General features: G+C 56.9%; 25 protein-coding genes and 1 tRNA gene. 16 read left to right on the top strand and 10 right to left on the bottom strand.

Annotation, left to right across the window (positions count from 1 at the left end; translation table 11 throughout):
- Positions 1–5 precede the first annotated feature (5 nt).
- The 5 genes from ubiI (at position 6) to BWI95_RS06125 (ending at position 6,949) form a co-directional block, all read left to right on the top strand.
- Positions 6–1,208: an FAD-dependent 2-octaprenylphenol hydroxylase gene (gene ubiI / locus BWI95_RS06145; protein WP_076769177.1), complete on the top strand. Its 1,203-nt coding sequence runs from the start codon at positions 6–8 to the stop codon at positions 1,206–1,208.
- A 423-nt stretch (positions 1,209–1,631) separates the two neighbouring features.
- Positions 1,632–2,726, top strand: a complete 1,095-nt coding sequence (gcvT, locus tag BWI95_RS06140; RefSeq protein ID WP_042718311.1) for a glycine cleavage system aminomethyltransferase GcvT — start codon at positions 1,632–1,634, stop codon at positions 2,724–2,726.
- A gap of 24 nt (positions 2,727–2,750) precedes the next feature.
- Positions 2,751–3,140 carry a glycine cleavage system protein GcvH gene (gene gcvH, locus BWI95_RS06135; protein ID WP_023481002.1) on the top strand — a complete coding sequence of 130 codons (390 nt, stop codon included), beginning with the start codon at positions 2,751–2,753 and terminating at the stop codon, positions 3,138–3,140.
- Positions 3,141–3,271: 131 nt separating this feature from the next.
- A complete protein-coding gene (gene gcvP, locus BWI95_RS06130) occupies positions 3,272–6,145 on the top strand; it encodes an aminomethyl-transferring glycine dehydrogenase (RefSeq protein WP_076769176.1) in 2,874 nt (957 codons plus the stop codon).
- Between the two features lie 60 nt (positions 6,146–6,205).
- Entirely contained in the window at positions 6,206–6,949 is a 744-nt protein-coding gene (locus tag BWI95_RS06125) for an SDR family oxidoreductase (RefSeq protein WP_076769175.1), read from the top strand.
- A gap of 186 nt (positions 6,950–7,135) precedes the next feature.
- On the opposite strand, the gene BWI95_RS06120 is transcribed toward BWI95_RS06125, so the two are convergent.
- Positions 7,136–8,569, bottom strand: a complete 1,434-nt coding sequence (locus BWI95_RS06120) for a 6-phospho-beta-glucosidase (RefSeq protein ID WP_076769174.1) — start codon at positions 8,567–8,569, stop codon at positions 7,136–7,138.
- Between the two features lie 116 nt (positions 8,570–8,685).
- Entirely contained in the window at positions 8,686–9,414 is a 729-nt protein-coding gene (locus tag BWI95_RS06115) for a MurR/RpiR family transcriptional regulator (RefSeq protein WP_076769173.1), read from the bottom strand.
- Positions 9,415–9,652: 238 nt separating this feature from the next.
- Here BWI95_RS06115 and trhA point away from each other — a divergent pair, with 238 nt between their 5' ends.
- Complete coding sequence (trhA, locus tag BWI95_RS06110) at positions 9,653–10,312, top strand: PAQR family membrane homeostasis protein TrhA (RefSeq protein ID WP_076769172.1); 660 nt, start codon at positions 9,653–9,655, stop codon at positions 10,310–10,312.
- Between the two features lie 49 nt (positions 10,313–10,361).
- On the opposite strand, the gene ygfZ is transcribed toward trhA, so the two are convergent.
- Positions 10,362–11,342 carry a tRNA-modifying protein YgfZ gene (gene ygfZ / locus BWI95_RS06105; RefSeq protein WP_054803579.1) on the bottom strand — a complete coding sequence of 327 codons (981 nt, stop codon included), beginning with the start codon at positions 11,340–11,342 and terminating at the stop codon, positions 10,362–10,364.
- Between the two features lie 246 nt (positions 11,343–11,588).
- Between ygfZ and sdhE the strand changes: the two genes are divergently transcribed.
- Complete coding sequence (gene sdhE / locus BWI95_RS06100) at positions 11,589–11,855, top strand: FAD assembly factor SdhE (protein ID WP_023480982.1); 267 nt, start codon at positions 11,589–11,591, stop codon at positions 11,853–11,855.
- A complete protein-coding gene (locus tag BWI95_RS06095; protein WP_054803578.1) occupies positions 11,836–12,252 on the top strand; it encodes a protein YgfX in 417 nt (138 codons plus the stop codon). The genes sdhE and BWI95_RS06095 overlap by 20 nt, the downstream gene beginning before the upstream one ends.
- A gap of 17 nt (positions 12,253–12,269) precedes the next feature.
- Here the strand turns inward: BWI95_RS06095 and fldB are convergent, their stop codons facing one another.
- Complete coding sequence (gene fldB, locus BWI95_RS06090; RefSeq protein WP_054803577.1) at positions 12,270–12,791, bottom strand: flavodoxin FldB; 522 nt, start codon at positions 12,789–12,791, stop codon at positions 12,270–12,272.
- Positions 12,792–12,890: 99 nt separating this feature from the next.
- Here fldB and xerD point away from each other — a divergent pair, with 99 nt between their 5' ends.
- The 7 genes from xerD (at position 12,891) to BWI95_RS06055 (ending at position 19,993) form a co-directional block, all read left to right on the top strand.
- Complete coding sequence (gene xerD / locus BWI95_RS06085) at positions 12,891–13,787, top strand: site-specific tyrosine recombinase XerD (RefSeq protein ID WP_023480693.1); 897 nt, start codon at positions 12,891–12,893, stop codon at positions 13,785–13,787.
- Positions 13,788–13,811: 24 nt separating this feature from the next.
- Positions 13,812–14,522 (top strand): bifunctional protein-disulfide isomerase/oxidoreductase DsbC, encoded by a 711-nt coding sequence (gene dsbC, locus BWI95_RS06080; protein ID WP_042718296.1) that lies wholly within the window; start codon positions 13,812–13,814, stop codon positions 14,520–14,522.
- 5 nt (positions 14,523–14,527) lie between these two features.
- Complete coding sequence (recJ, locus tag BWI95_RS06075; RefSeq protein WP_054803576.1) at positions 14,528–16,261, top strand: single-stranded-DNA-specific exonuclease RecJ; 1,734 nt, start codon at positions 14,528–14,530, stop codon at positions 16,259–16,261.
- A gap of 91 nt (positions 16,262–16,352) precedes the next feature.
- Positions 16,353–17,451 (top strand): peptide chain release factor 2 gene (gene prfB, locus BWI95_RS06070; protein ID WP_124967331.1). Its coding sequence is split into 2 segments (ribosomal slippage): positions 16,353–16,427 and positions 16,429–17,451, totalling 1,098 coding nucleotides; the frame shifts between segments, so codons are not numbered across the junction.
- A gap of 9 nt (positions 17,452–17,460) precedes the next feature.
- On the top strand, positions 17,461–18,978 hold the full coding sequence (gene lysS, locus BWI95_RS06065; protein ID WP_076769171.1) for a lysine--tRNA ligase: 1,518 nt from the start codon (positions 17,461–17,463) through the stop codon (positions 18,976–18,978).
- A 117-nt stretch (positions 18,979–19,095) separates the two neighbouring features.
- Positions 19,096–19,827, top strand: a complete 732-nt coding sequence (actS, locus tag BWI95_RS06060) for an amidase activator ActS (protein WP_094193196.1) — start codon at positions 19,096–19,098, stop codon at positions 19,825–19,827.
- Between the two features lie 92 nt (positions 19,828–19,919).
- Positions 19,920–19,993 (top strand) — tRNA-Gly (locus tag BWI95_RS06055).
- Positions 19,994–20,167: 174 nt separating this feature from the next.
- Here the strand turns inward: BWI95_RS06055 and BWI95_RS06050 are convergent.
- Both BWI95_RS06050 and BWI95_RS06045 read right to left on the bottom strand, forming a co-directional pair.
- Positions 20,168–20,584, bottom strand: coding sequence for a hypothetical protein (locus BWI95_RS06050; protein WP_054803575.1), 417 nt, complete (start codon positions 20,582–20,584; stop codon positions 20,168–20,170).
- 102 nt (positions 20,585–20,686) lie between these two features.
- On the bottom strand, positions 20,687–21,010 hold the full coding sequence (locus BWI95_RS06045) for an NIPSNAP family protein (RefSeq protein ID WP_054803596.1): 324 nt from the start codon (positions 21,008–21,010) through the stop codon (positions 20,687–20,689).
- 140 nt (positions 21,011–21,150) lie between these two features.
- On the opposite strand from BWI95_RS06045, the gene BWI95_RS06040 reads away from it, so the two are divergent.
- Entirely contained in the window at positions 21,151–21,795 is a 645-nt protein-coding gene (locus BWI95_RS06040) for a LysE family translocator (RefSeq protein WP_054803574.1), read from the top strand.
- A 61-nt stretch (positions 21,796–21,856) separates the two neighbouring features.
- Here BWI95_RS06040 and BWI95_RS06035 read toward each other — a convergent pair whose 3' ends face one another.
- From BWI95_RS06035 to BWI95_RS06020, 4 genes are read right to left on the bottom strand one after another with little or no spacing between them, the layout of a single operon-like run.
- Complete coding sequence (locus tag BWI95_RS06035; protein ID WP_054803573.1) at positions 21,857–22,282, bottom strand: IrmA family protein; 426 nt, start codon at positions 22,280–22,282, stop codon at positions 21,857–21,859.
- Between the two features lie 15 nt (positions 22,283–22,297).
- Positions 22,298–22,777, bottom strand: coding sequence for a hypothetical protein (locus BWI95_RS06030; RefSeq protein ID WP_232374419.1), 480 nt, complete (start codon positions 22,775–22,777; stop codon positions 22,298–22,300).
- 48 nt (positions 22,778–22,825) lie between these two features.
- Positions 22,826–23,311 carry a hypothetical protein gene (locus BWI95_RS06025; RefSeq protein ID WP_054803571.1) on the bottom strand — a complete coding sequence of 162 codons (486 nt, stop codon included), beginning with the start codon at positions 23,309–23,311 and terminating at the stop codon, positions 22,826–22,828.
- A gap of 10 nt (positions 23,312–23,321) precedes the next feature.
- Positions 23,322–24,029, bottom strand: a complete 708-nt coding sequence (locus BWI95_RS06020; protein ID WP_076769169.1) for a hypothetical protein — start codon at positions 24,027–24,029, stop codon at positions 23,322–23,324.
- Positions 24,030–24,049: the final 20 nt, after the last annotated feature.

Here is a 24,049-nt window from a genome sequence, read left to right as displayed (position 1 = left end):
TAAGAGTGCAGAGTGTTGATGTTGCGATTGTCGGCGGCGGCATGGTGGGTCTGGCATTAGCCTGCGGCCTGCAAGGGAGCGGGCTGCGCGTGGCGGTGCTGGAACAAACGGTTCCTGAGCCGCAGGCCGCGGATGCCCCTCCGGCGCTACGCGTCTCGGCGATTAACGCCGCCAGTGAAAAATTGCTGACCCATCTCGGCGTCTGGTCAAACATCGTTGCCGGGCCGGTCGGCTGCTATCACGGCATGGAAGTGTGGGAGAAAGACAGCTTCGGGCGCATCTCCTTTGACGATCTAAGCATGGGTTACAGCCATCTGGGCTACATCATTGAGAACACGCGCATTCACCACGCGCTGTGGGAGCAGGCGCAGCAGTGCAAAGATGTCACGCTGATTGCGCCAGCGGAGTTGCAGCAGGTCGCCTGGGGGGAGAACGAAGCGTTCCTGACCCTGAAAGAGGGCACTATGCTGACGGCGCGTCTGGTAGTGGGTGCTGACGGCGCTAATTCGTGGCTGCGCAACCGCGCGGATATTCCGCTCACCTACTGGGATTATCACCACCACGCGCTGGTGGCGACGATCCGCACCGCCGAGCCGCACCTGGCTGTCGCGCGCCAGGTTTTCCATAATGATGGCATCCTCGCGTTTCTGCCGCTGAACGATCCGCATTTATGCTCGATCGTCTGGTCGCTGCCGCCAGAGCAGGCGAAGGCGATGCAGGAGAGCAGCGCTGAGGCGTTCAACCAGGCATTGACCGTGGCCTTCGATAACCGCCTCGGGCTGTGCGAGCTTGAGAGCGAACGCCAGACTTACCCGTTAACCGGGCGCTACGCACGGCAGTTTGCCGGGCATCGGTTAGCGCTGGTGGGCGATGCGGCGCACACCATCCATCCTTTAGCTGGCCAGGGCGTTAACCTCGGCTTTATGGATGTGGCTGAGCTGATTGCTGAGTTGCGGCGCTTAAGCCGCGACGGCAAAGATATCGGTCAGCATCTCTACCTGCGCCGCTACGAGCGCAGCCGTAAACATAGCGCCGCGATGATGCTGGCGAGCATGCAGGGTTTCCGCGAACTGTTTGCCGGTGCGAATCCGGCGAAAAAGCTGCTGCGTGATATCGGGCTGAAACTGGCTGATACGCTTCCCGGCGTTAAACCGCAGTTATTGCGTCAGGCTTTAGGGCTTAACCATCTGCCGGAGTGGTTACGTTAACTGCGTCACACTTTCCCTTCCCGGCCCCGGGAAGGGAAGCTCTCCTCTCATTTGAAATATTCTAATTTCACCCCCATTCTCAGATTAGTTTTTCTCATGTCGTTAATTTTGGCTTACGCGCTTTTTTGCTTTTAACTGGCAGTAAATGCTAATTACCTGCCCAATAAGCGCGCAGAAGTGACCTCTTATCCGCGTGTGGCAGGGATTTTTCGCTATATTCCACTGCGGTTATCTCAGCGCGTTTTGGTCATAAGCTAATGTGATGACCGGTTTTTCCTTATGGTTAAGCGCACCTTTCGGTGATAAGTTCAGGCCAAAGAGAACGTTTGCGTCACCGCCTGTAACAGGGCATCGACACGCTTTTTTGCCGCCGGAAAGGCGCTGCGAAAAACGTGATAGCTCAGCGTATTCGATGAGGAAAAGATGGCTCAGCAGACCCCTTTATTTGAACAACATACTCAATGCGGCGCCCGCATGGTCGACTTCCACGGCTGGATGATGCCACTGCATTACGGCTCGCAGCTTGATGAGCACCACGCGGTGCGCACCGACGCCGGCATGTTTGATGTTTCACACATGACCATCGTTGACCTGAAAGGCAGCCGGACGCGCGAATTTCTGCGCTATTTGCTGGCAAACGATGTCGCGAAGTTGACTAAGCCCGGCAAAGCGCTCTACAGCGGTATGCTTAATGCCTCGGGCGGCGTGATTGATGATTTGATCGTCTACTACTTCACCGAAGATTTCTTCCGCCTCGTTGTTAACTCCGCCACCCGCGAAAAAGACCTCTCCTGGATTTCCCAACACGCCGAACCTTATAGCATCGACATCACCGTGCGCGACGATCTCTCGCTGATCGCGGTGCAGGGCCCGCATGCGCAGGAGAAAGCCGCCAGCCTGTTTACCGACGCGCAGCGCGAAGCGGTCTCTGGCATGAAACCCTTCTTCGGCGTGGAAGCGGGCGACCTCTTTATTGCCACCACCGGTTACACCGGTGAAGCCGGGTATGAAATTGCCCTGCCGAATGAAAAAGCCGCTGACTTCTGGCAAGGCTTGCTGAATGCGGGCGTAAAACCCTGCGGGCTCGGCGCGCGCGATACGCTGCGCCTGGAAGCGGGCATGAACCTCTACGGCCAGGAGATGGATGAAGGCGTTTCGCCGCTGGCGGCCAACATGGGCTGGACCATCGCCTGGGAGCCGCAGGATCGCGACTTTATCGGACGTGATGCCCTTGAGCAGCAGCGCGAAAAAGGCACCGAACAGCTGGTTGGCCTGGTAATGACCGAAAAAGGCGTACTGCGTAATGAACTGCCGGTGCACTTCACCGATGCGCAGGGCAATGTGCAGAAAGGGGTGATCACCAGCGGCACCTTCTCGCCGACGCTTGGCTACAGCATTGCGCTGGCCCGCGTTCCGGCAGGGATCGGCGAAACGGCCGTGGTGCAGATCCGCAACCGCGAAATGCCGGTCAAAGTGACCAAACCTGTTTTTGTGCGCGCCGGTAAAGCGGTCGCGTAACGTTATTTTTCTGGAGAGAAAGCAATGAGCAATGTACCTGGCGATCTGAAATACAGCAAAGAACACGAGTGGCTGCGTAAAGAAGCGGACGGTAGCTACACCGTTGGTATCACCGAGCATGCGCAAGAGCTGCTGGGCGATATGGTGTTTGTAGACCTGCCGGACGTCGGCACCACCGTTAGCGCTGGCGACGACTGCGCCGTGGCGGAGTCGGTAAAAGCGGCATCCGATATTTATGCTCCCATCGGCGGTGAAATCGTTGCGGTCAACGACAGCCTGAATGATTCGCCGGAGCTGGTGAACAGCGCGCCGTATGGCGAAGGCTGGATCTTCAAAATCAAGGCCAACGATGAGGCGGAAGTCGAAGCGCTGTTAGACGCAACCGGCTATAGCGCCCTGTTAGAAGACGAATAATGGTGTGCCGGATGGCGCGATGCGTCTCCGGCCAACCTTTACGTCCCTCAACAGGCCGGTGAAGCGTCGCGCTTTCCGGCAAGCCAGATCTTCGTTTTATCTATTACCGCACGTTTCAGGAATCCTCGCTCATGACTCAGACTTTAAGCCAGCTTGAACATCACGCCTCGTTTATCGGCAGGCATATTGGCCCGGACACCACGCAACAGCAGGAGATGCTGAACAGCGTTGGCGCAGAATCGCTCGACGCGCTGATCGGGCAGATCGTGCCGAAAGATATTCAGCTCGCCGCACCGCCGCAGGTGGGGGAGTCCACCACCGAATATGCCGCGCTCGCTGAACTGAAAACCCTGGCCCGTCGTAACAAGCGCTTTAAGTCTTACATTGGCATGGGTTACACCGCCGTGCAGCTGCCGCCGGTGATCCTGCGTAATATGCTGGAGAATCCGGGCTGGTACACCGCTTACACCCCTTATCAGCCGGAAGTGTCGCAGGGGCGTCTTGAATCCCTGCTCAATTTCCAGCAGGTCACGCTCGATCTGACCGGCCTCGATATCGCCTCCGCTTCGCTGCTGGATGAAGCGACCGCCGCCGCTGAAGCGATGGCGATGGCAAAACGCGTCAGCAAACTGAAAGGCGCGAACCGCTTCTTCGTCGCAGCCGACGTCCATCCGCAAACGCTGGATGTGGTGCGCACCCGTGCCGAAACCTTCGGCTTTGAGGTGATTGTCGATGAGGCAGAGAAAGCGCTCGATCACCAGGATCTCTTTGGCGTGCTGCTTCAGCAGGTGGGCACCACCGGCGAAGTGCACAACTACAGCGCGCTGATTGCCGAGTTAAAATCACGCAAAATCGTGGTCAGCGTTGCCGCCGACCTGATGGCGCTGGTGCACCTGACCGCGCCGGGCAAGCAGGGTGCAGATATTGTTTTCGGCTCCGCGCAGCGTTTCGGCGTGCCGATGGGCTACGGCGGCCCGCATGCCGCCTTCTTTGCCGCGAAAGATGAATTTAAACGCTCGATGCCGGGGCGCATTATCGGCGTCTCCAAAGATGCGGCAGGTAACACGGCGCTGCGCATGGCGATGCAGACCCGCGAGCAGCATATTCGCCGCGAGAAAGCTAACTCCAATATTTGTACTTCGCAGGTGCTGCTGGCCAATATCGCCAGCCTCTATGCGGTGTTCCACGGCCCGGAAGGGCTGAAACGCATTGCCGGGCGTATCCATCGCCTGACCGACATTCTCGCTGCTGGCCTGCAGCGCGGTGGTCTGAAACTGCGTCACGCGCACTACTTCGACACGCTCTGCGTTGAAGTAGCGGATAAAGCCGCGGTGCTGGCGCGTGCGGAAGCCCATGAGATCAACCTGCGCAGCGACATTCTTAACGCCGTAGGCATCACGCTGGATGAAACCACTACCCGCGACGATGTGCTGGCGCTGTTCAGCGTTCTGCTCGGCGACGCACATGGCCTTGAGATCGACGCGCTGGATAAAGAGGTTGCCCTCGACAGCCGCTCTCTGCCGGCTGAGATGGTGCGCGAGGATGCGATCCTTACCCACCCGGTGTTCAATCGCTACCACAGCGAAACCGAGATGATGCGCTATATGCATTCGCTTGAGCGCAAAGATCTGGCGCTCAACCAGGCGATGATCCCGCTCGGCTCCTGCACCATGAAGCTTAACGCCGCAGCGGAGATGATCCCCATCACCTGGCCGGAATTTGCGGAACTGCACCCGTTCTGCCCGCCGGAGCAGGCGGAAGGTTATCACCAGATGATTGCGCAACTCTCCGACTGGCTGGTGAAACTGACCGGTTACGATGCGCTCTGTATGCAGCCGAACTCCGGCGCGCAGGGGGAATACGCTGGTCTGCTGGCGATCCGCCACTATCACGAAAGCCGCAATGAAGGGCATCGCGATATCTGCCTGATCCCAAGCTCTGCCCATGGTACCAACCCTGCTTCGGCGCAGATGGCGGGTATGCAGGTGGTGGTCGTAGCCTGCGATAAGAATGGCAACATCGATCTGGGCGATCTGCGCGCGAAAGCGGAGCAGGCGGGAGAGAACCTCTCCTGTATTATGGTCACCTACCCATCAACGCACGGCGTCTATGAAGAGACGATCCGCGAAGTGTGCGAAGTGGTGCATCAGTTTGGCGGCCAGGTTTACCTTGATGGCGCGAACATGAATGCGCAGGTTGGCATCACCTCGCCGGGCTTTATCGGCGCGGATGTGTCGCACCTCAACCTGCATAAAACTTTCTGTATCCCGCATGGCGGCGGTGGTCCTGGCATGGGGCCGATTGGCGTCAAAGCGCATCTGGCACCGTTTGTTCCGGGCCACAGCGTGGTGCAAATTGAAGGCATGCTGACGCGTCAGGGCGCAGTTTCCGCCGCACCGTTTGGCAGTGCGTCGATCCTGCCGATCAGTTGGATGTATATCCGCATGATGGGCGCCGAAGGTCTGAAAAAGGCGAGCCAGGTGGCGATCCTCAACGCCAACTATATCGCCAGCCGCCTGAAAGAGGCCTTCCCGGTGCTCTACACCGGCCGTGATGGACGCGTGGCGCATGAGTGCATTCTCGATATTCGCCCGCTGAAAGAGGAGACCGGCATCAGCGAGCTGGATATCGCCAAGCGCCTGATTGACTACGGATTCCATGCGCCGACCATGTCCTTCCCGGTTGCCGGTACGCTGATGGTTGAACCGACGGAATCTGAAAGCAAAGTCGAACTGGATCGTTTTATCGATGCGATGCTGGCGATCCGCGCTGAGATTGAGCGCGTGAAACAGGGCGAATGGACGCTGGAGGATAACCCGCTGGTCAATGCGCCGCACACCCAGCATGAACTGGTGAATGAGTGGAACCACGCCTACAGCCGCGAGCTGGCGGTTTTCCCGGCGGACGCAGTCAACAAATACTGGCCAACCGTGAAACGCCTGGATGATGTTTATGGCGACCGGAATCTCTTCTGCTCCTGCGTACCGATGAGCGAATATCAATAATCGATTGATTCCGCTATCTTTTAAGGGCGCTTCGGCGCCCTTTCTATTTGGGAGAAGATGATGGCAATTGCCTTAGTGAGCGGCGCAAGCCGGGGAATTGGTCGAGCCACCGCGCGGTTTCTGGCGCAAGAGGGCTACACCGTGGCAGTCAATTATCATCGCCAGCGCGACGCCGCCGATGAGGTGGTGGCAGAGATCCTGGCCCGGGGCGGCAAGGCGTTTGCCGTGCAGGCGGATATCAGCAATGAAAGTCAGGTTGAAGCGATGTTTGCGCGTATTGACGAAGAGGGGCTGCCGCTGACCGCGCTGGTCAATAACGCCGGTATTCTGTTTCAGCAGAGCCGGGTAGAGGCGCTGAGCGCGGCACGCATCAACCAGGTGCTGGCGACCAATGTGACGGGCTATTTCCTCTGCTGTCGCGAAGCGGTAAAGCGCATGTCGACGCAGCATGGTGGGCAGGGCGGCGCGATTGTGAATGTTTCGTCAGCAGCGGCAAGGCTTGGCTCGCCGGGAGAGTATGTTGATTATGCGGCGTCAAAAGGGGCGGTGGATACGTTAACCACCGGTCTGTCGCTGGAGGTCGCGGCAAGCGGCATCCGCGTAAACGGCGTGCGTCCGGGGTTTATCTATACGGAGATGCATGCCAGCGGCGGCGAGCCGGGACGTGTCGATCGCGTCAGCAGCGCGATTCCGATGCAGCGCGGCGGTCAGCCGGAAGAGGTGGCGCAGGCGATTGCCTGGCTGTTAAGCGATAGAGCCTCCTATGTGACAGGAAGCTTTATCGATCTGGCCGGAGGAAAGTAGCGTTTTTATGCCTGATGGCGCTTCGCTTATCAGGCCTACAAATCGAATACAGCGCAACGCCTCAAGCGTGGTGCAATCCGTTGTAGGCCGGATAAGGCGCAGCCGCCATCCGGCAACGCCAGGCGTGGTGCAAACCCGTCCCAGGCCGGATAAGGCGTAGCCGCCATCCGGCAACGCTTCAATAGATCACACGTTCTCGCCGTTGCTGGCGATCACTTCTTTGTACCAGTTAAAGCTCTTCTTGCGTGAGCGCGACATATCGCCGGAGCCGTCGTCATGCTTGTTCACGTAGATAAAGCCGTAGCGCTTGCTGTACTGGCCGGTGGTGAAGGAGACGCAGTCAATGCAGCCCCACGGGGTGTAACCCATCAGATCCACGCCATCATAGGTGACGGCTTCGACCATCTCTTTCACGTGCGCGCGCAGATAATCGATGCGGTAATCATCGTTAATGCTGCCATCCTCTTCGACTTTGTCGTACGCGCCGAAGCCGTTTTCAACGATAAACAGCGGCTTCTGGTAGCGCTCATACAGCTCGCAAAGGGCGTAGCGCAGGCCAACCGGGTCAATCTGCCAGCCCCAGTCGGAGGCTTTCACATGCGGGTTCGGCACACTGCCCTGGAAACCGGAGAGCGCATCACCCGAACCTCCTTCAGCTTTTACCGCATTGGTCATGTAGTAACTGAAGCCCAGATAGTCGCAGCACCCTTCGCGCAGGATCGCTTCATCGCCAGCTTCCATGTTGATGGTAAAGCCGCGACGCTCCCACTCGTTAAGTACGTAGGAGGGGTAGTAACCGCGCAGCTGCACATCGGTAAAGACATAACGCTCGCGCATTGATTCCTGCGCATACATCACATCTTCAGGCTTACAGGAGAAGGGATAGAGCGGCACCATCGCCAGCATGCAGCCAATCTGCATCGACGGGTTAATGCGGTGACCAATTTTCACCGCCATCGCGCTGGCAACAAACTGGTGATGCAGCACCTGGTACATGGTCTCTTCCGGGTTCTCGTGGTCGGTATAGACCACGCCGGAGCAGCAGTAGCCAAACAGCGGCGCGCGCCAGTTGCGCTGGTTGTTGATCTCGTTGAAGGTCATCCAGTATTTGACCTTGTTCTTGTAGCGCTCAAACACCACTTCGGCGAAACGCACAAAGAAATCAACCACTTTACGGTTGGTCCAGCCGCCGTACTCCTGCACCAGGTGCAGCGGCATCTCAAAGTGAGAGAGGGTAATGACCGGCTCGATGTTGTACTTCAGCAGCTCATCGAACACATCGTCGTAGAACTTCAGACCCTCTTCATTGGGCTGCAACTCATCGCCCTGCGGGAAGATGCGGGTCCAGGCAATTGAGGTTCGGAAACATTTGAAGCCCATCTCGGCAAAGAGTTTGATGTCCTCTTTGTAATGACCATGAAAATCGACGGCCTCATGGTTTGGGTAGTATTTTCCCGCTTCCACTTGCGACGTGATTTCACGCGGGACGCCGTGTGCGCCGCCGGTCAGCACGTCGCAGATGCTCGGGCCTTTGCCGCCTTTATTCCAGCCGCCTTCTACCTGATGCGCGGCAACGGCGCCGCCCCACAAGAAATCTTTCGGTAAGGTCAATTTTTTCATCGTTGCTCTTCTCGTCATATTAGCTGTCAACGAGTCTAGCAAAGGGGAAATGAATGTCACGATATAACAAATTGCCGCTGCGGTAATTTGTTACACCGAAAAAACATCCTGTTTTTTTATGCTATTTTCTTCGCCAGTTTACGGCCCAGCGACTCGAGAATATAGACCACTGGAATTTGCGTCGTAATATCGTACCCGCCGGAAATACGCATTTGCGGCACGTGCCAGGAGATATTGTAATCCGCGAGTTTCGCCAGGCGTGAATGTTCATGGCTGGTAATCGAGAGAACTTTGCAGTGATGCAGGCTGAACTGGCTGGCAAAACGCAGGATCTCCTCAGTTTCGCCGGAGACAGAGAGCACAATCGCCAGCGCGTTTTTCGCCATGTCATTGGTCACCGGGAAATAGGGGTCGTCGATATGGTTACTGAATTTGCCAATATTTGAGAAGAATCGTGCGCCATATTTCGCCAGCGCTCCTGAAGTGCCCGCTCCGACGAAGATAATACGCTCGGAGGATAATATGATGTCGACGGTGCTATCGAGTAATTTATCGAATTCGTCATTATTAACGCTTTTAAAAAAGCTGATCACTTCGCTGGCACCGAAATTAGCCTGCGGCGGCTCGTTCTGCTCCAGATACAATTTAAAGCGCACGCGAAACTCCGAATACCCCTCGCAGTTAAGCTTGCGGCAAAAGCGCAGCACCGTGGTGGTCGAGACGCCCGCCGCGTCGGCCAGTTCGCGGATCGTCATGTACATTACTTTGTCGCGATTTTTGACCACAAAGTGGTAGACCATCATCTCCAGGGTGTTGAGGCTGGCGATAGCGGAGTGGGTAAACATCGTCACGGCGGTGTCCTTTGCTGCTGATAATGTAGCCAGCCCTTAGCGGGCCTGCCTGCAAATGTGCCTCATGCTGCCACAACTGCGGCTCGCGCGCCCCGACTTTTAGCGGATCCTCAGGCAGTGACATATTCATATGCGAAATATTTTAGCGTACAGGTGTGCACTGGAATTATTCTCAGTTACTCTAGTAACGCAACTAGTAGCACAACGTTTTTGAGTTCTCCTGGAGTTACCTATGGTCAAAAAACCATTAATCGCACAGGGATATACACTGGCAGAGGAGATTGCCAACAGCATCAGCCACGGTATTGGTCTGGTGTTCGGGATTGTCGGGCTGGTGCTGCTGCTGGGGCAGGCAGTTGACACCCATGCCAGCACGCTTGCCATCACCAGCTATGCGCTGTACGGCGGCAGCATGATCCTGCTGTTTCTGGCCTCGACGCTCTATCACGCCATTCCGCATCCCCGCGCCAAAATATGGCTGAAGAAGTTCGACCATTGCGCCATCTACCTGCTGATTGCGGGTACCTACACGCCGTTTCTGCTGGTCGGCCTGGATTCACCGCTGGCACGCGGGCTGATGGTGGTGATCTGGGGCCTTGCGCTGCTGGGCATCCTGTTTAAGCTGACGATCGCGCACCGCTTTAAGGTGCTGTCACTGGTCACCTACCTGGCGATGGGGTGGCTCTCGCTGGTGGTGATTTACGAGCTTGCCATGCGTCTCTCACCGGGCGGCATCACGCTGCTTGCCGTGGGCGGCCTGATCTACTCGCTTGGCGTTATCTTTTACGTCTGTAAACGTATTCCCTACAACCACGCCATCTGGCACGGCTTTGTCCTTGGCGGCAGCGTCTGCCACTTCCTGGCGATCTATCTTTACGTCGGCCAGATTTAAACCCGCGTAGTAGCCGGGCGGGCAGATGCCTTGCCCGGCTCAAAGGCGCTTACTCTTCAAGTGAGTAGGGTAGCGGCTCAATGCTCAACGTATTAGCATCCTCGCGCACGCGGAACACGCTGTCCGGCTCCATGTCATTATTCATCACCACCTGAACAATCACGCGGCCATCATCCAGCTGTGTGGCAGCCAGTACGGTGCCGGTACGACGCCAGTTGTCGCCCATTTTACGTTCGAGATCTTCTCCCGCTTCCGGAACGCGGCTGGCGGTGCCTGCCAGGTACCACAGCGCGCGTTTATTGGCCCCGCGGAATTTCGCTCGCGCCACCATCTCCTGGCCGGTATAGCACCCTTTTTTAAAGCTGATGCCGCCCAGCGCCTGCAGGTTGGTCGCCTGCGGAATAAACTGCGCGACATTCGCTTCGTCAATGACCGGCAGACCCGCTTCGATATTCAGTGCCAGCCACTGCTGGCTGTTATTGAGCTGGGCTTCGCCGCGCAGCTTCTCCGTGACCATTTCGGCCGTGGCGGCATCGGTCACTAACAGGAAGCGTTCAGCGGGGTGAGCAAACCACAGCAGCGTGGTTTCACCCTCCTGCACGACCTGATTTTCGCTCTCCGGCAGGGTGGAGAAGAGATTCGCCAGCGCGGCCCGCGCCTGGAAACCGGCCACACCAAGCAGAACGCGCTCGTCGTCCGCAGCGATAGTGACTTTGGAGAAGACGGCATATTTTTTCAGTTCGCGCAGCTGGGTTTCACGCACGCTGCGGCGCAACAGCCACGCGAAGCCCTCTTTATCGTGGAACAACCGCATATTGCTCCACATTTTGCCTTTAGAATCACAGTGCGCCGCCAGCAGATGCTGATTGGCCGCCAGTGTCGAGACATCTGCCGTCACCTGGCCCTGCAGATACTTCTCGCTATCGGCCCCGGTAATGGTTGCCAGCGCCCAGTCATCGAGCGTCATAAGCGTCAGCGGCAGACGTGAAGAAGCGGTCGGCTGGCGCGGAGGAAAAGGAGTAAAAGCCATATTAATGTCCTGATTAGCTTAACGCTGTGTTGGGTGTTAATGGTAAAAGAGCCGGTGTCCATTGCAAGCGATAAAGCATGCGATTTGTGCCATTGTGATGGCCTTGCGAGATATTACGCAGCGGAATGAAATCGTTGCAGAGAAGGCGAATTATTCTGGAAGCCAGCGCGAGCAGTGAAATATTCCGCAAAAGATATATTAAAAACACGTTACAATGTGCCCATCATGCCGAACAGGGAGATACACATGGATATTACTAACAAGGCCCGTATTCACTGGGCGTGCCGTCGCGGAATGCGCGAGCTCGATATTTCCATCATGCCTTTTTTCGAACATGAGTACGATTCGCTAAGCGATGATGACAAGCGTCTCTTTGTCCGCCTGCTGGAAAATGACGATCCCGATTTATTTAACTGGCTTATGAACCACGGCAAGCCACAGGATGCGGAGTTGCAAAGAATGGTGCAGTTAATCCAGACACGGAATCGGGATCGTGGTCCTGTGGCAATCTGAGTTACGCGTCTCCTGGCGCGCACAGTGGCTCTCCTTACTGCTCCATGGATTCGTAGCCGCACTCATCTTGCTGATGCCCTGGCCGCTGAGCTACACGCCGGTATGGCTGCTGCTGCTTTCGCTGGTGGTGTTTGACTCCGTACGGAGCCAACGGCGCATCAACGCCTGTCATGGCGAGATTAAGTTGCTGATGGATTCCCGCCTGCGCTGGCAGGGTGAAGAGTGGGATATTGTCGGTACGCCCTGGATGCTGCGTAGCGGGATGATGCTGCGTTTGCGTCGCGAGGAAGATGGGCGTCGGCAGCATCTCTGGCTGGCATCAGACAGTATGGATGCGCAGGAGTGGCGCGATCTGCGCCGGATGATTTTACAAAAACCGGCGCAGGGGCTGCACTAAAGGCAACGTCGCAGGGATCAGGCGAAGCGCTCTGCCATCTCCGTCAGGATCTGCTCGCACCAGGCTTCGAGGCGCGCGTCGCTCAGGTCATACTGGTTGGTTTCATCCAGCGCCAGGCCGACAAAAAGCTGCCCGTCGGCAATAACCGGTTTGTTGCTGGTAAACTCGTAGCCTTCGGTTGGCCAGTAGCCGACGAAGCTAACGCCTTTCGGTGCCAGCTTGTCATGCAGCATGCCCAGCGCGTCGAGGAACCATTCGCCGTAGCCGAGCTGGTCGCCCATACCGTAGAGCGCCACAATTTTGCCATCAAGGTTGAGCGTGTCGAGCGTCTCCCAGACGGCCTCCCAGTCTTCCTGCAGTTCGCCAAAATCCCAGGTCGGAATGCCGAGGATCAGCGCATCGTACTGCTCCATCAGGGCGGGAGCATTGTCTTTCAGGTTGTGTAGCGTGACCAGTTCCGGCCCGATAATGTCGCGAATTTTCTCCGCCGCCATTTCGGTGTAGCAGGTGCTGGAACCATAAAACAGACCAATATTCATAACGTAAACATCTCGGTTCTTGATGTGTCTTTGCACGCAGTGTACCAGAATCAGGTCTCAATCAGGCATAATGCAGCGATTGAGAGAAGGAGAGGGCGGATGGAAGAAGATCTCGCACGTATCGAACAATTTCTTGATGCGCTCTGGCTGGAGAACAACCTGGCGGAAAATACCCTCAGCGCCTATCGTCGCGATCTGAAGGGCGTCGTGGAGTGGCTTCATCATCGGGGCAGCAGCCTGGAGCGCGCGCAGAGCGATGAGCTGCAGGCACTGCTCGCCGAACGCGTCGAAGGGGGCTATAAAGCCACGAGTTCGGCGCGTCTGCTGAGCGCCGTGCGGCGTTTTTTCCAGTATCTCTACCGCGAAAAGCTGCGCCAGGATGACCCGAGCGCCCAGCTGGCCTCCCCTAAGCTGCCGCAGCGCCTGCCGAAAGACTTAAGCGAAACGCAGGTTGGACGGTTGTTACAGGCGCCGGTAGTTGACCAACCGCTGGAGTTACGCGATAAAGCCATGCTTGAGGTGTTGTATGCGACCGGTCTTCGCGTGACGGAGCTGGTGGGGTTGACGATGAGCGATATCAGCCTGCGCCAGGGCGTGCTGCGGGTTATCGGTAAAGGCAACAAAGAGCGCCTGGTGCCGCTGGGCGAAGAGGCGATCTACTGGGTTGAGCACTATCTTGAATATGGGCGTCCGTGGCTGCTTAACGGTGCTTCTATTGATGTGCTTTTTCCTAGCCAGCGTGGGCAACAGATGACACGCCAGACCTTCTGGCATCGCATCAAGCACTATGCGGTGCTTGCCGGGATCGACAGCGAAAAGCTCTCGCCCCACGTCCTGCGCCATGCTTTTGCCACGCATTTGCTCAACCACGGCGCGGATCTGCGCGTGGTGCAGATGCTGCTGGGGCATCAGGATCTCTCGACAACGCAAATTTATACGCATGTCGCCACCGAGCGGCTGCGCAAGCTTCATCAACAGCACCACCCGCGGGCGTGAGTGCTGACAATCTAAGGATCTGTTATGAAAAAAGGTTTAATCATGTTCACCCTGCTGGCTGCGTTCACCGGCGCGGCCCATGCCGATGATGCGGCGATCAAGCAGTCGCTGGCGAAGCTGGGTGTACAGAGTTCCGACATCATGCCCGCTCCCGTTGCCGGAATGAAAGCCGTGATGACCAACAGCGGTGTGCTTTATGTCACCGAAGATGGCAAACATATTATTCAGGGGCCGATGTATGACGTCAGCGGCGCGCAGCCGGTCAACGTCACCAGCAAAATGCTGCTGCCGCATCTTAACGCGCTGGAAAAAGAGATGATTGTTTACAAAGCGCCGCAAGAGAAGCATGTCATCACCGTCTTTACCGACATCACCTGCGGCTACTGCCAGAAGCTGCACAGCGAAATGGCCGACTACAACGCGCTGGGTATTACCGTGCGTTACCTCGCCTTCCCGCGCCAGGGCGTGCCGAGCGAGGTGGAAAAAGAGATGAAGGCGATTTGGTGCGCGAAAGATCCGAAGAAAGCCTTTGATGATGCGATGGCGGGCAAAGGCGTTAAGCCTGCGAGCTGCGATATCAGCATCGCTAACCACTACGCGCTGGGCGTGCAGTTTGGCGTAAACGGTACGCCAGCCATTGTGCTGAATGATGGCTATGTTGTGCCGGGCTACCAGGCACCCGCCGAGATGAAGGCCTTCCTCGACCAGCACCAGAAAGCGACGGGCGGTAAGTAATTCCCGTGAAAGCTGAGATACAACTTCGCCGCCGTGAGGTGGATGACGCGGCAGTGCTGGCGGATTCACTCCCGCCGCTGCTGCGTCGCTTATATGCCAGCCGCGGCGTGAAGAGCGACCGCGATCTGGAACGCAGCGTAAAGGGGATGCTTCCCTGGCAGCAGCTGACCGGCATCAATGAGGCGGTTACGCACCTCTACAACGCCATGCGCGAAGGGCTGCGCATTATCGTGGTCGGGGATTTTGACGCCGACGGCGCAACCAGCACCGCGCTGAGCGTGCTGGCGCTGCGCTCGCTGGGCTGCGACAACGTCAGCTACCTGGTGCCGAACCGGTTTGATGATGGCTACGGCCTCAGCCCGGAAGTGGTCGATCAGGCCCACGCCCGCGGCGCGCAGCTGATCCTGACCGTGGATAACGGCATCTCCTCCCATGCGGGCGTCGCGCGTGCGCATGAATTGGGTATTCCGGTTGTGGTCACCGATCACCATCTGCCCGGCGACACGCTGCCCGAGGCTGAGGCGATTGTTAACCCCAACCTGCGCGACTGCGACTTCCCGTCGAAATCACTGGCAGGTGTCGGCGTTGCCTTCTATCTGATGCTGGCGCTGCGTGCCTTTCTGCGCGACAACGGCTGGTTTGAGGCGCGCGGCATTGCGATGCCAAACCTTGCTGAGCTGCTCGATTTGGTGGCGCTGGGCACGGTGGCGGACGTCGTTCCGCTGGATGCCAATAACCGTATTTTGACCTGGCAGGGGCTGAGCCGTATTCGCGCCGGCCGCTGTCGCCCGGGTATTAAAGCGCTACTTGAGATTGCCAACCGCGAGGCGCACAAGCTGGCGGCAAGCGATCTCGGCTTCGCGCTCGGCCCGCGCCTCAATGCCGCCGGGCGTCTGGATGATATGTCTGTCGGCGTAGCGCTGCTGCTGTGCGACAACCTGGGCGAAGCGCGCCAGCTGGCAAGCGATCTCGACGCACTCAACCAGACGCGCAAAGAGATTGAGCAGGGCATGCAGGCGGAAGCGCTGACCCTGTGCGAGCAGCTTGAGCGCAGCAGTGAGACGCTGCCCGGCGGGCTGGCGATGTACCATCCCGAGTGGCATCAGGGCGTGGTCGGCATTCTGGCGTCGCGCATTAAAGAGCGCTTCCATCGCCCGGTAATCGCTTTTGCGCCCGCCGGTGAAGGCGTGCTGAAAGGCTCCGGGCGCTCCATTCAGGGGCTGCATATGCGCGATGCGCTGGAGCGGCTCGACACGCTCTACCCCGGCATGATGCTGAAGTTCGGCGGCCATGCGATGGCGGCCGGATTAACGCTTGAAGAGGCTAATTTTGACGCCTTCCAGCAGCGCTTTGGCGATCTGGTCACCGAGTGGCTCGACCCGGCGCTGTTACAGGGCGAAATTCTCTCCGACGGGCCGCTTAGCGCCCAGGAGATGACGCTTGAAGTAGCAGAGATGCTGCGCGAGGCGGGCCCGTGGGGGCAGATGTTCCCGGAACCGATGTTCGACGGCGAGTTTCGCCTGTTGCAGCAGCGGCTGGTGGGCGAGCGTCATTTAAAAGTGATGCTGGAGCCGGTTGGCGGCGGTCCGCTGCTCGACGGGATCGCCTTTAACGTCGATACCGCCATCTGGCCGGACAACGGCGTACGGCAGGTGAAAATCGCTTATAAACTCGATGTTAACGAGTTTCGCGGCAACCGTAGCGTGCAGCTGATCATCGAAAACCTCTGGCCACTTTAGCGCCACTATTCGCTACAAATAAGGGCATAGATCCGGTAGAATCTCGCCCTTATCACCGCTTTTTGACAAGTCCAATAAAAGAAAACAGACCATGTTTGAAATTAATCCGGTAAAAAATCGCATTCAGGACCTCACGGAGCGCTCCGACGTTCTTAGGGGGTATCTTTGACTATGACGCCAAGAAAGAGCGTCTGGAAGAAGTAAACGCCGAGCTGGAACAGCCGGACGTATGGAATGAGCCAGAGCGCGCACAGGCGCTCGGCAAAGAGCGCTCCTCGCTCGAAGCTATCGTTGAGACGCTGGATCAGATGCGCCAGGGGCTGGAAGATGTCGCGGGCCTGCTGGAACTGGCCGTTGAAGCCGACGATGAAGAGACCTTCAACGAGGCCGTCGCCGAGCTGGACGGGCTGGAAGAGAAGCTGGCGCAGCTTGAGTTCCGCCGCATGTTCTCCGGCGAGTACGACAGCGCCGACTGCTACCTCGATATTCAGGCCGGCTCCGGCGGTACCGAAGCGCAGGACTGGGCCAGCATGCTGACGCGTATGTATCTGCGCTGGGCCGAAGCGCGCGGCTTCAAAACCGAAATCATCGAAGAGTCCGAAGGCGAAGTGGCGGGGATTAAATCCGTTACCATCAAGATCATTGGTGATTACGCCTACGGCTGGCTGCGTACCGAAACCGGCGTGCACCGTCTGGTGCGTAAAAGTCCGTTCGACTCCGGCGGCCGCCGCCACACCTCGTTCAGCTCCGCGTTTGTCTACCCGGAAGTGGATGACGATATTGATATCGAAATCAACCCGGCTGACCTGCGCATCGACGTTTACCGTGCCTCCGGCGCGGGCGGTCAGCACGTTAACCGTACTGAATCCGCGGTGCGTATTACCCACATTCCGACCGGGTTGGTCACGCAGTGCCAGAATGACCGCTCTCAGCATAAAAACAAAGACCAGGCCATGAAGCAGATGAAAGCGAAGCTTTATGAGCTGGAGATGCAGAAGAAAAATGCCGAGAAGCAGGCGATGGAAGATACCAAGTCCGACATCGGCTGGGGCAGCCAGATCCGTTCTTATGTCCTGGATGACTCCCGCATCAAAGATCTGCGCACCGGGGTTGAAACCCGCAATACGCAGGCGGTGCTGGACGGCAGCCTGGATCAATTTATTGAAGCAAGTTTGAAAGCAGGGCTATGAGGAACCAACATGTCTGAACAACAAGCACAGGGCGCTGACGCGGCAGTCGATCTTAATAATGAACTGAAAACCCGCCGTGAGAAGCTGGCGCTGTTGCGCGAGCAGGGCGTTCCGTTCCCGAACGACTTCCGTCGTGACCAGACCTCTGACAAGCTGCACGCCGAATTCGACGGCAAAGAGAATGAAGAGCTGGAAGCGCTCGGCATTGAAGTTGCCGTTGCGGGTCGTATGATGACGCGCCGCATTATGGGTAAAGCCTCCTTTGTCACGTTGCAGGATGTGGGCGGTCGTATTCAGCTCTATGTTTCCCGCGACGATCTGGCGGAAGGCATCTACAACGAGCAGTTCAAAAAGTGGGATCTCGGCGATATCCTCGGCGCGCGCGGTAAGCTGTTCAAGACCAAGACCGGCGAGCTGTCGATCCACTGCACCGAGCTGCGTCTGCTGACCAAAGCCCTGCGCCCGTTGCCGGACAAGTTCCACGGCTTGCAGGATCAGGAAGCGCGCTATCGCCAGCGCTACCTCGACCTGATCGCTAACGAAGAGTCGCGCAACACCTTCAAAATTCGCTCCCGCATCATGGCCGGTATCCGCCAGTTCATGGTCAACCGCGACTTTATGGAAGTGGAAACCCCGATGATGCAGGTGATCCCGGGCGGTGCCTCTGCGCGTCCGTTTATCACCCATCATAACGCGCTCGATCTCGACATGTACCTGCGTATCGCGCCGGAGCTTTATCTCAAGCGTCTGGTGGTCGGCGGCTTCGATCGCGTGTTCGAAATCAACCGTAACTTCCGTAACGAAGGCATCTCCGTACGCCATAACCCAGAGTTCACCATGATGGAACTCTATATGGCGTATGCGGATTACAAAGATTTGATCGAGCTGACCGAATCCCTGTTCCGCACGCTGGCGCAGGATATTCTCGGCACCACCGAAGTGCCTTACGGCGAGCAGGTGTTCGATTTCGGCAAGCCGTTTGAAAAGCTGACCATGCGCGAAGCGATCAAGAAGTACCGTCCGGAAACCGAGATGGGCGATCTGGATAACTTCGACAGCGCGAAAGCGATTGCTGAAAGCATCGGTATCAAAGTTGAGAAGAGCTGGGGTCTGGGCCGTATCGTGACCGAGATCTTTGAAGAAGTGGCGGAAGCGCACCTGATTCAGCCGACCTTCATCACCGAATACCCGGCAGAGGTCTCTCCGCTGGCGCGCCGTAACGACGACAACCCGGAAATCACCGACCGCTTTGAGTTCTTTATCGGCGGCCGTGAAATCGGTAACGGCTTTAGCGAGCTGAACGATGCCGAAGATCAGGCCAAGCGCTTCGCCGACCAGGTGGCAGCGAAAGACGCGGGCGATGACGAAGCGATGTTCTATGACGAAGACTATGTCACCGCGCTGGAGCATGGTCTGCCGCCGACAGCGGGTCTGGGCATCGGTATCGACCGTATGGTGATGCTGTTTACTAACAGCCACACCATCCGCGACGTGATCCTCTTCCCGGCGATGCGTCCGGTTAAATAACCGCTAATCGCCACAAGCCCCGACGTTCACGCGCCGGGGCTTTTTTATTGCCCTGTGAAAGGGTTGGCATCCCACGTATGGCTGCTATGATATGTCGCCAGTTAATTTATTCGAGGAATGGTTTTGCGCGCAGGACGCCTGATGAAAAACCCATTTTGCATGGTCATATGCCTGGCATTTACGCTGCTGCTGGCGGGCTGTGCGGGGAATAATTCGACCGGAAGCTACGCAGGCGCGACCTACACGGTCAAGCGCGGCGATACCCTGTACCGCATTTCGCGCATTACCGGTACCAGCGTAAAAGAGCTGGCGAGCATGAACGGCATTTCGCCGCCCTACACCATCGAAGTGGGGCAACGGCTGAAGGTGAAAGGGGCGTCGAAAGGCTCCTCCTCCGGCAAGCTGGCGAAAGCGCGGCCTTCTTCGTCGGTGCCGCAAGCCTCCTGGCCGCCCGTTGGGCAGCGCTGCTGGCGCTGGCCGACCAGCGGGAAAGTGATCCTCACCTATTCCAACTCTGATGGCGGTAATAAAGGTATTGATATCGCCGGGTCGCGCGGGCAGCCGATTTACGCCGCCGGTGCCGGGAAAGTGGTCTATGTCGGCAGCCAGCTACGCGGCTATGGCAACCTGATCATGATTAAGCACAGCGAAGATTACATCACCGCCTATGCGCACAATGAGACGCTGCTGGTGAATAACGGCCAGAGCGTTAAATCCGGGCAGAAGATTGCCACCATGGGCAGCAGCGATGCCGACTCCGTGCGTCTGCACTTCCAGCTGCGTTATCGCGCGACGGCCATCGATCCGCTGCGCTACTTACCACCGCAAGGCAGCGTACCGAAGTGTTAATCTGCGCGCTAACAGGCGAGAAATTAACCTGTTAGCGCATCGGTGGGTTGTCAGACGCGATGTAAGGTCTATAATGCCTGAGCACTTCGAAAGCGGGCGTAGTTCAATGGTAGAACGAGAGCTTCCCAAGCTCTATACGAGGGTTCGATTCCCTTCGCCCGCTCCAGCATTTCCTCTCTCTTCATTTCCCTGCTTTCTGCAACGCATCCTTCACGTTTATATAATGACGCTTATTGCGGCCAGATTTTATTGCCGTTACAGCGGGCGGGTAAAGCGAAGCGTCGCGGCATTAGCACCGCCAGGCAGCACATCGCCCGTCAGCGCTGATGCCGGAAAACGATTAATTATGGGTAGTGTCCTGGCCGCCGAAGATATTGGCACGGCTGCTGGAAGAGCTGCCATCACTGTTTTTCGTATCCTGACCGTCGAAGATATTCGCGCGACTGCTGGAGGAGCTACCATCGCTATTTTGCGTGTCCTGGCCGTCAAAGATATTGGCGCGGCTGCTGGAAGAGCTACCGTCGCTGTTTTTCGTATCCTGGCCGCCAAAGATATTGGCTCTGCTGCTTGAGGTTCTTCCGTCGCTATATTTCGTGTCCTGTCCACCAAAAATGTTAGAGCGGCTGCTGGATGTTGTGCCATCGTCATAGCGGCAATCCTCTCCGCCAAAAATGTTAGACCGGCAGCTGTCCGCCATCGCGCTATTCAGCGAGCCGGCAAACAGAAAAAAACCTAAAAACAGTGCCCTGGTATTCATAGCGTCTCTCTGAAAAGTGAGCTTATCCGCGGATATGGGAAATCTGAATCTGCACGAATTATGCCTGACACCGCCCTGATGTCATTCCCCTGGCTCTGGTAGTTATCGCAGCCCTTCCACACCTTCCGGCGACAGCGTCATAACCGTTTTCAGGCTCGTTTCAATGCTGCTCACAATCGCTTCTCGCGGGCCACTGCGCCACGCATCGCTGGCATAAAAGGCCTCCAGCACCGTCGCCATACTTTCCGGGCTGGCAAAAGCGCGGATCAGGCAGTAGCAATCGGGATCGTGCAATGAGTTGCCGAACCTCACAACATCAATGCCGTGGCGCTGATGCAGGGGAACGCTGATCTCCTGCATGATGGCGTGAAAAGCCGCGCCGCTTTCTGGACGCAAGGTGTATTGCAATATTTCAACCGTCTTCACAATTTTCATCCCTATTAAGTGCCATCAGAGGTCAGTTATGAAAAGCATAACTATTCTTCTGGCGGCATAACTATTCACTCCAGGTATGGATTACTGCCTCATTCCGATGTTAACTTATGCTTCTGAATATGGAGGGAGTAATGCTGGATATTACACATTTTGGGCTGTTTGCCCTGTCAGTTTTTCTGTTGTCGGTAACGCCTGGGCCGGATATGGCTTATGTCATCGGGCAAAGCGTGGCTAACGGGCGTCGTGCCGGGGTGATCTCCGCGGCGGGCGTGGCGTTGGGCAGTTGTACGCATGCTGTGGCCAGCGCCGTCGGGTTAACGGCGCTGATCACCGCTTCACCGCTGATGTTTACGGTAATTAAATACCTCGGCGCAGCCTACCTGCTCTACCTCGGCAGTAAGATGATCCTCGGCACATTCGCCAAACCGCGCGTTGAGGGCGAGGAGAGTGCGCCCAGCAAAGCGAAAGCGACCACCCGCACGCTGCTCTCCCGTGGGTTTATCACCACGCTCACCAACCCGAAGGTGCTGCTCTTCTTTATCTCATTCTTCCCGCAGTTCGTGGTCGCAGATGGCGATCAGCATGCTGCCTCATTTCTTATTCTTGGCTTCGCTTACGCGCTGATTGCGTTCCTGACCGATATCACTTTCGCCCTGCTGGCGGGTAGCGCGGCGGGCGCAGTATCGCAAAACAGGGGCCTGCAAAAGCTGCTCGACCGCATTGTCGGCACCACGTTTATTGCGCTAGGTATTCGGCTGGCGCTCACGAAGCGCTAAGGGATAGAGCAAAAAAAGCGCGCCGTTATCGCTTTACCGGCGCGCTTTTTTTCTGTCGGAGTTACTTATCTCGTGGCGCCGTCACGATGGTAAATGGCGTGAAGTGGCGCGGCGTGATAAGCGAAAGAGGTAACCGCTTCTGCACGCCGTTGGCGACCTCAGCGAGTGAAGTAATGCGGATGCTTAACGTATCATCGCAATAGTGCTCCCCTTCAGCAGAGGTTGACTGATAGCGCGTGGCCTCTGAGGTGCCAAAGGGAGCAACGGCTAAGTGATCCACGCTCACGACTTCCTGGCGTGCGTTAACCAGTTCAATACCAATATCCAGCTGGCCGACCGGCTCCGTGCCGCTATCGAGAGTAAAAGTTGCGCTGCACATTCCCTGGTTAGCCCATACCGTATCCGAGTGCCAAATCTCAATGGCCAGCGCGGGTTTTAGCATCACAAAAGGCAGTAAAAACGGCCACAAATAACGGCGTGAGATCATCTGTTCCGTCCACTGTTAATCGGCATAGCCGTAGGTATCGTCATCGCCGGTATCGCTCTCTTTCACAAGATTTTCACCGCGATAATTCGTGTTCAAAAAGCCGCCGTTAGTACACTCCCGCTTCATAATACGTTTTTTGCCCTGGTAAACTTTCAGGCCGGTGAACTCCCATCCTCTGCCCATCCCGCTATAGACCACATAACTGAAGTTGCCGTTAATAAAGCGGTAGTAGAGGGAGCCGCCCCCAGCGAAGGTCATCTCACCAACGCGTACCTGGGTTTTATCACCTTCGATGCGCGGTAGCGTCATCTCGACTTGCCCAATAGAGCCGTAATAGTAAGTCGGGACGTTATCCTTCAGGCGAATAACAACGCCTTTCTCATTCGGCAAATCACAGTTAAATATCAACTCCGGGTCGGGGATTTCCGCCTGCGCATAGGTTGCTACGGACATTGCAGCGAGCAATATCGCAATCATAGAGATGCGTTTCATCATGGGTTCCTGATAGTGTCATCCCGCCGACGCAGCGCCGGCGGGCGCTGCTTATTGCGCGGCTAAGGTTTGCTGAAGTTCCGACAGCTGACCCTGCAATTTTTGCAGCTCCATCTGTTTTTCCATCTCGGAAGCGGAAGGGCGGTTTTGCGCCTCTTTCATCTTCTTCTCAAGCGCGGCGATCTGTTTTTGCACATCGGCCCGGCCTGCGTTTTTCTGCTTCAGCTGCGCAATCAGGTTATTCATCGAACGTTGCAGCGCCTGCTGTGATTTACGCTTGCTGGCGACGCTGGCATTGCTCTGCTTCTTCTCCTGTTCAATCGCCGCATAGACCGCGTTGAACTCCTTGTTCAACTGCTGCTCATGTTGCAGGGTCTGCTGCTTCTGCTCAACGCGCTTATCCCAGGTGCCGGAGTAGTTACAGTTAAACTTGGTAATAATGCTGACGTCGCCGGCGGTCGGGTCGCAATCACGCGCATTTGTCGCGCAGCCAGCCAGTAACAGCGCGCTCAACATCATTAAAATCTTCTTATGCATAGCGTGATCCTCAGCTAACTTTCAGTGCGGTACGTTGGGTATAGAGGCTGTCGAGTTCACCCTGCAACGAGCCAATTTGATCGCGCATCTGCGCAATTTCAGCGTCGAGCTTCTTGGTATCGCCGCCGGTTCTGTGCATATCAGAGGAGATATCCTGCCACTGCTGCTGATGTTTTTTCATATCGGTCAGCGTGTTACGCAGATAAGCGATGTTGGCATCGACGCCTTTAACCTGCTGTTGCAGCGCATCTTTCTTCACTTTCCTTGCGGCAATGTCCTTCTCAAGCTTCGCCAGCGTCAGCTTATCGCTGGCAATAACCGATTTCGCCACGTTAGTCGCATTCTGGATGCGGGTGTTTTCCGCCTGGATATCGCGAATGGAGGCGTTCAACTGCTCCTCCTGCGAGGCATATTTTTTACGCTGGTTATCAAGGTAGGCGTTAGCACCAACCCCGACGCCGCAGCCTGCCACCGCGGCAGCAATCATGCACACCGCTTTATTGCTTGAGTTACTTGCCGCACAGGCCAGCGCGCCGAGCAGCGCGCCGCCAGCACAGGCCATGACACCCGATTTATTAAAAAACTCGACGTCCTGGTTATTGGCTAAACGGGGATCGACACTCCCACTGCCGCCCATACCGCCCGAACTCTGGCAACCCGCCAGCACCACAATCAACCCAGCCACTACTGCTGTACGTAACCGTTTAAAAGCAACCATCACCACTCTCTCCTGAATGT

The sequence above is a fragment of the Kosakonia cowanii JCM 10956 = DSM 18146 genome (assembly GCF_001975225.1).
GTDB classification, from domain to species: Bacteria; Pseudomonadota; Gammaproteobacteria; order Enterobacterales; family Enterobacteriaceae; genus Kosakonia; species Kosakonia cowanii.
The sequence above is the reverse complement of the archived record's forward strand: the minus strand, read 5'-3'. Positions and strand labels throughout refer to the sequence as shown.

What these genes read in the sequence shown, in the direction of transcription:
- gcvT (WP_042718311.1), top strand. Translation starts at nt 1,632, where the DNA reads ATGGCTCAGCAGACCCCTTTATTTGAACAACATACTCAATGCGGCGCC.
- gcvH (WP_023481002.1), top strand. Translation starts at nt 2,751, where the DNA reads ATGAGCAATGTACCTGGCGATCTGAAATACAGCAAAGAACACGAGTGG.
- BWI95_RS06125 (WP_076769175.1), top strand. Translation starts at nt 6,206, where the DNA reads ATGGCAATTGCCTTAGTGAGCGGCGCAAGCCGGGGAATTGGTCGAGCC.
- BWI95_RS06115 (WP_076769173.1), bottom strand. Translation starts at nt 9,414, where the DNA reads ATGTTTACCCACTCCGCTATCGCCAGCCTCAACACCCTGGAGATGATG.
- fldB (WP_054803577.1), bottom strand. Translation starts at nt 12,791, where the DNA reads ATGAATATTGGTCTGTTTTATGGTTCCAGCACCTGCTACACCGAAATG.
- lysS (WP_076769171.1), top strand. Translation starts at nt 17,461, where the DNA reads ATGTCTGAACAACAAGCACAGGGCGCTGACGCGGCAGTCGATCTTAAT.
- BWI95_RS06120 (WP_076769174.1), bottom strand. Translation starts at nt 8,569, where the DNA reads ATGAAAAAATTGACCTTACCGAAAGATTTCTTGTGGGGCGGCGCCGTT.
- BWI95_RS06020 (WP_076769169.1), bottom strand. Translation starts at nt 24,029, where the DNA reads ATGGTTGCTTTTAAACGGTTACGTACAGCAGTAGTGGCTGGGTTGATT.
- BWI95_RS06035 (WP_054803573.1), bottom strand. Translation starts at nt 22,282, where the DNA reads ATGATCTCACGCCGTTATTTGTGGCCGTTTTTACTGCCTTTTGTGATG.
- xerD (WP_023480693.1), top strand. Translation starts at nt 12,891, where the DNA reads ATGGAAGAAGATCTCGCACGTATCGAACAATTTCTTGATGCGCTCTGG.
- sdhE (WP_023480982.1), top strand. Translation starts at nt 11,589, where the DNA reads ATGGATATTACTAACAAGGCCCGTATTCACTGGGCGTGCCGTCGCGGA.
- BWI95_RS06040 (WP_054803574.1), top strand. Translation starts at nt 21,151, where the DNA reads ATGCTGGATATTACACATTTTGGGCTGTTTGCCCTGTCAGTTTTTCTG.
- BWI95_RS06050 (WP_054803575.1), bottom strand. Translation starts at nt 20,584, where the DNA reads ATGAATACCAGGGCACTGTTTTTAGGTTTTTTTCTGTTTGCCGGCTCG.
- ygfZ (WP_054803579.1), bottom strand. Translation starts at nt 11,342, where the DNA reads ATGGCTTTTACTCCTTTTCCTCCGCGCCAGCCGACCGCTTCTTCACGT.
- actS (WP_094193196.1), top strand. Translation starts at nt 19,096, where the DNA reads ATGGTTTTGCGCGCAGGACGCCTGATGAAAAACCCATTTTGCATGGTC.
- gcvP (WP_076769176.1), top strand. Translation starts at nt 3,272, where the DNA reads ATGACTCAGACTTTAAGCCAGCTTGAACATCACGCCTCGTTTATCGGC.
- dsbC (WP_042718296.1), top strand. Translation starts at nt 13,812, where the DNA reads ATGAAAAAAGGTTTAATCATGTTCACCCTGCTGGCTGCGTTCACCGGC.
- trhA (WP_076769172.1), top strand. Translation starts at nt 9,653, where the DNA reads ATGGTCAAAAAACCATTAATCGCACAGGGATATACACTGGCAGAGGAG.
- BWI95_RS06030 (WP_232374419.1), bottom strand. Translation starts at nt 22,777, where the DNA reads ATGATGAAACGCATCTCTATGATTGCGATATTGCTCGCTGCAATGTCC.
- BWI95_RS06025 (WP_054803571.1), bottom strand. Translation starts at nt 23,311, where the DNA reads ATGCATAAGAAGATTTTAATGATGTTGAGCGCGCTGTTACTGGCTGGC.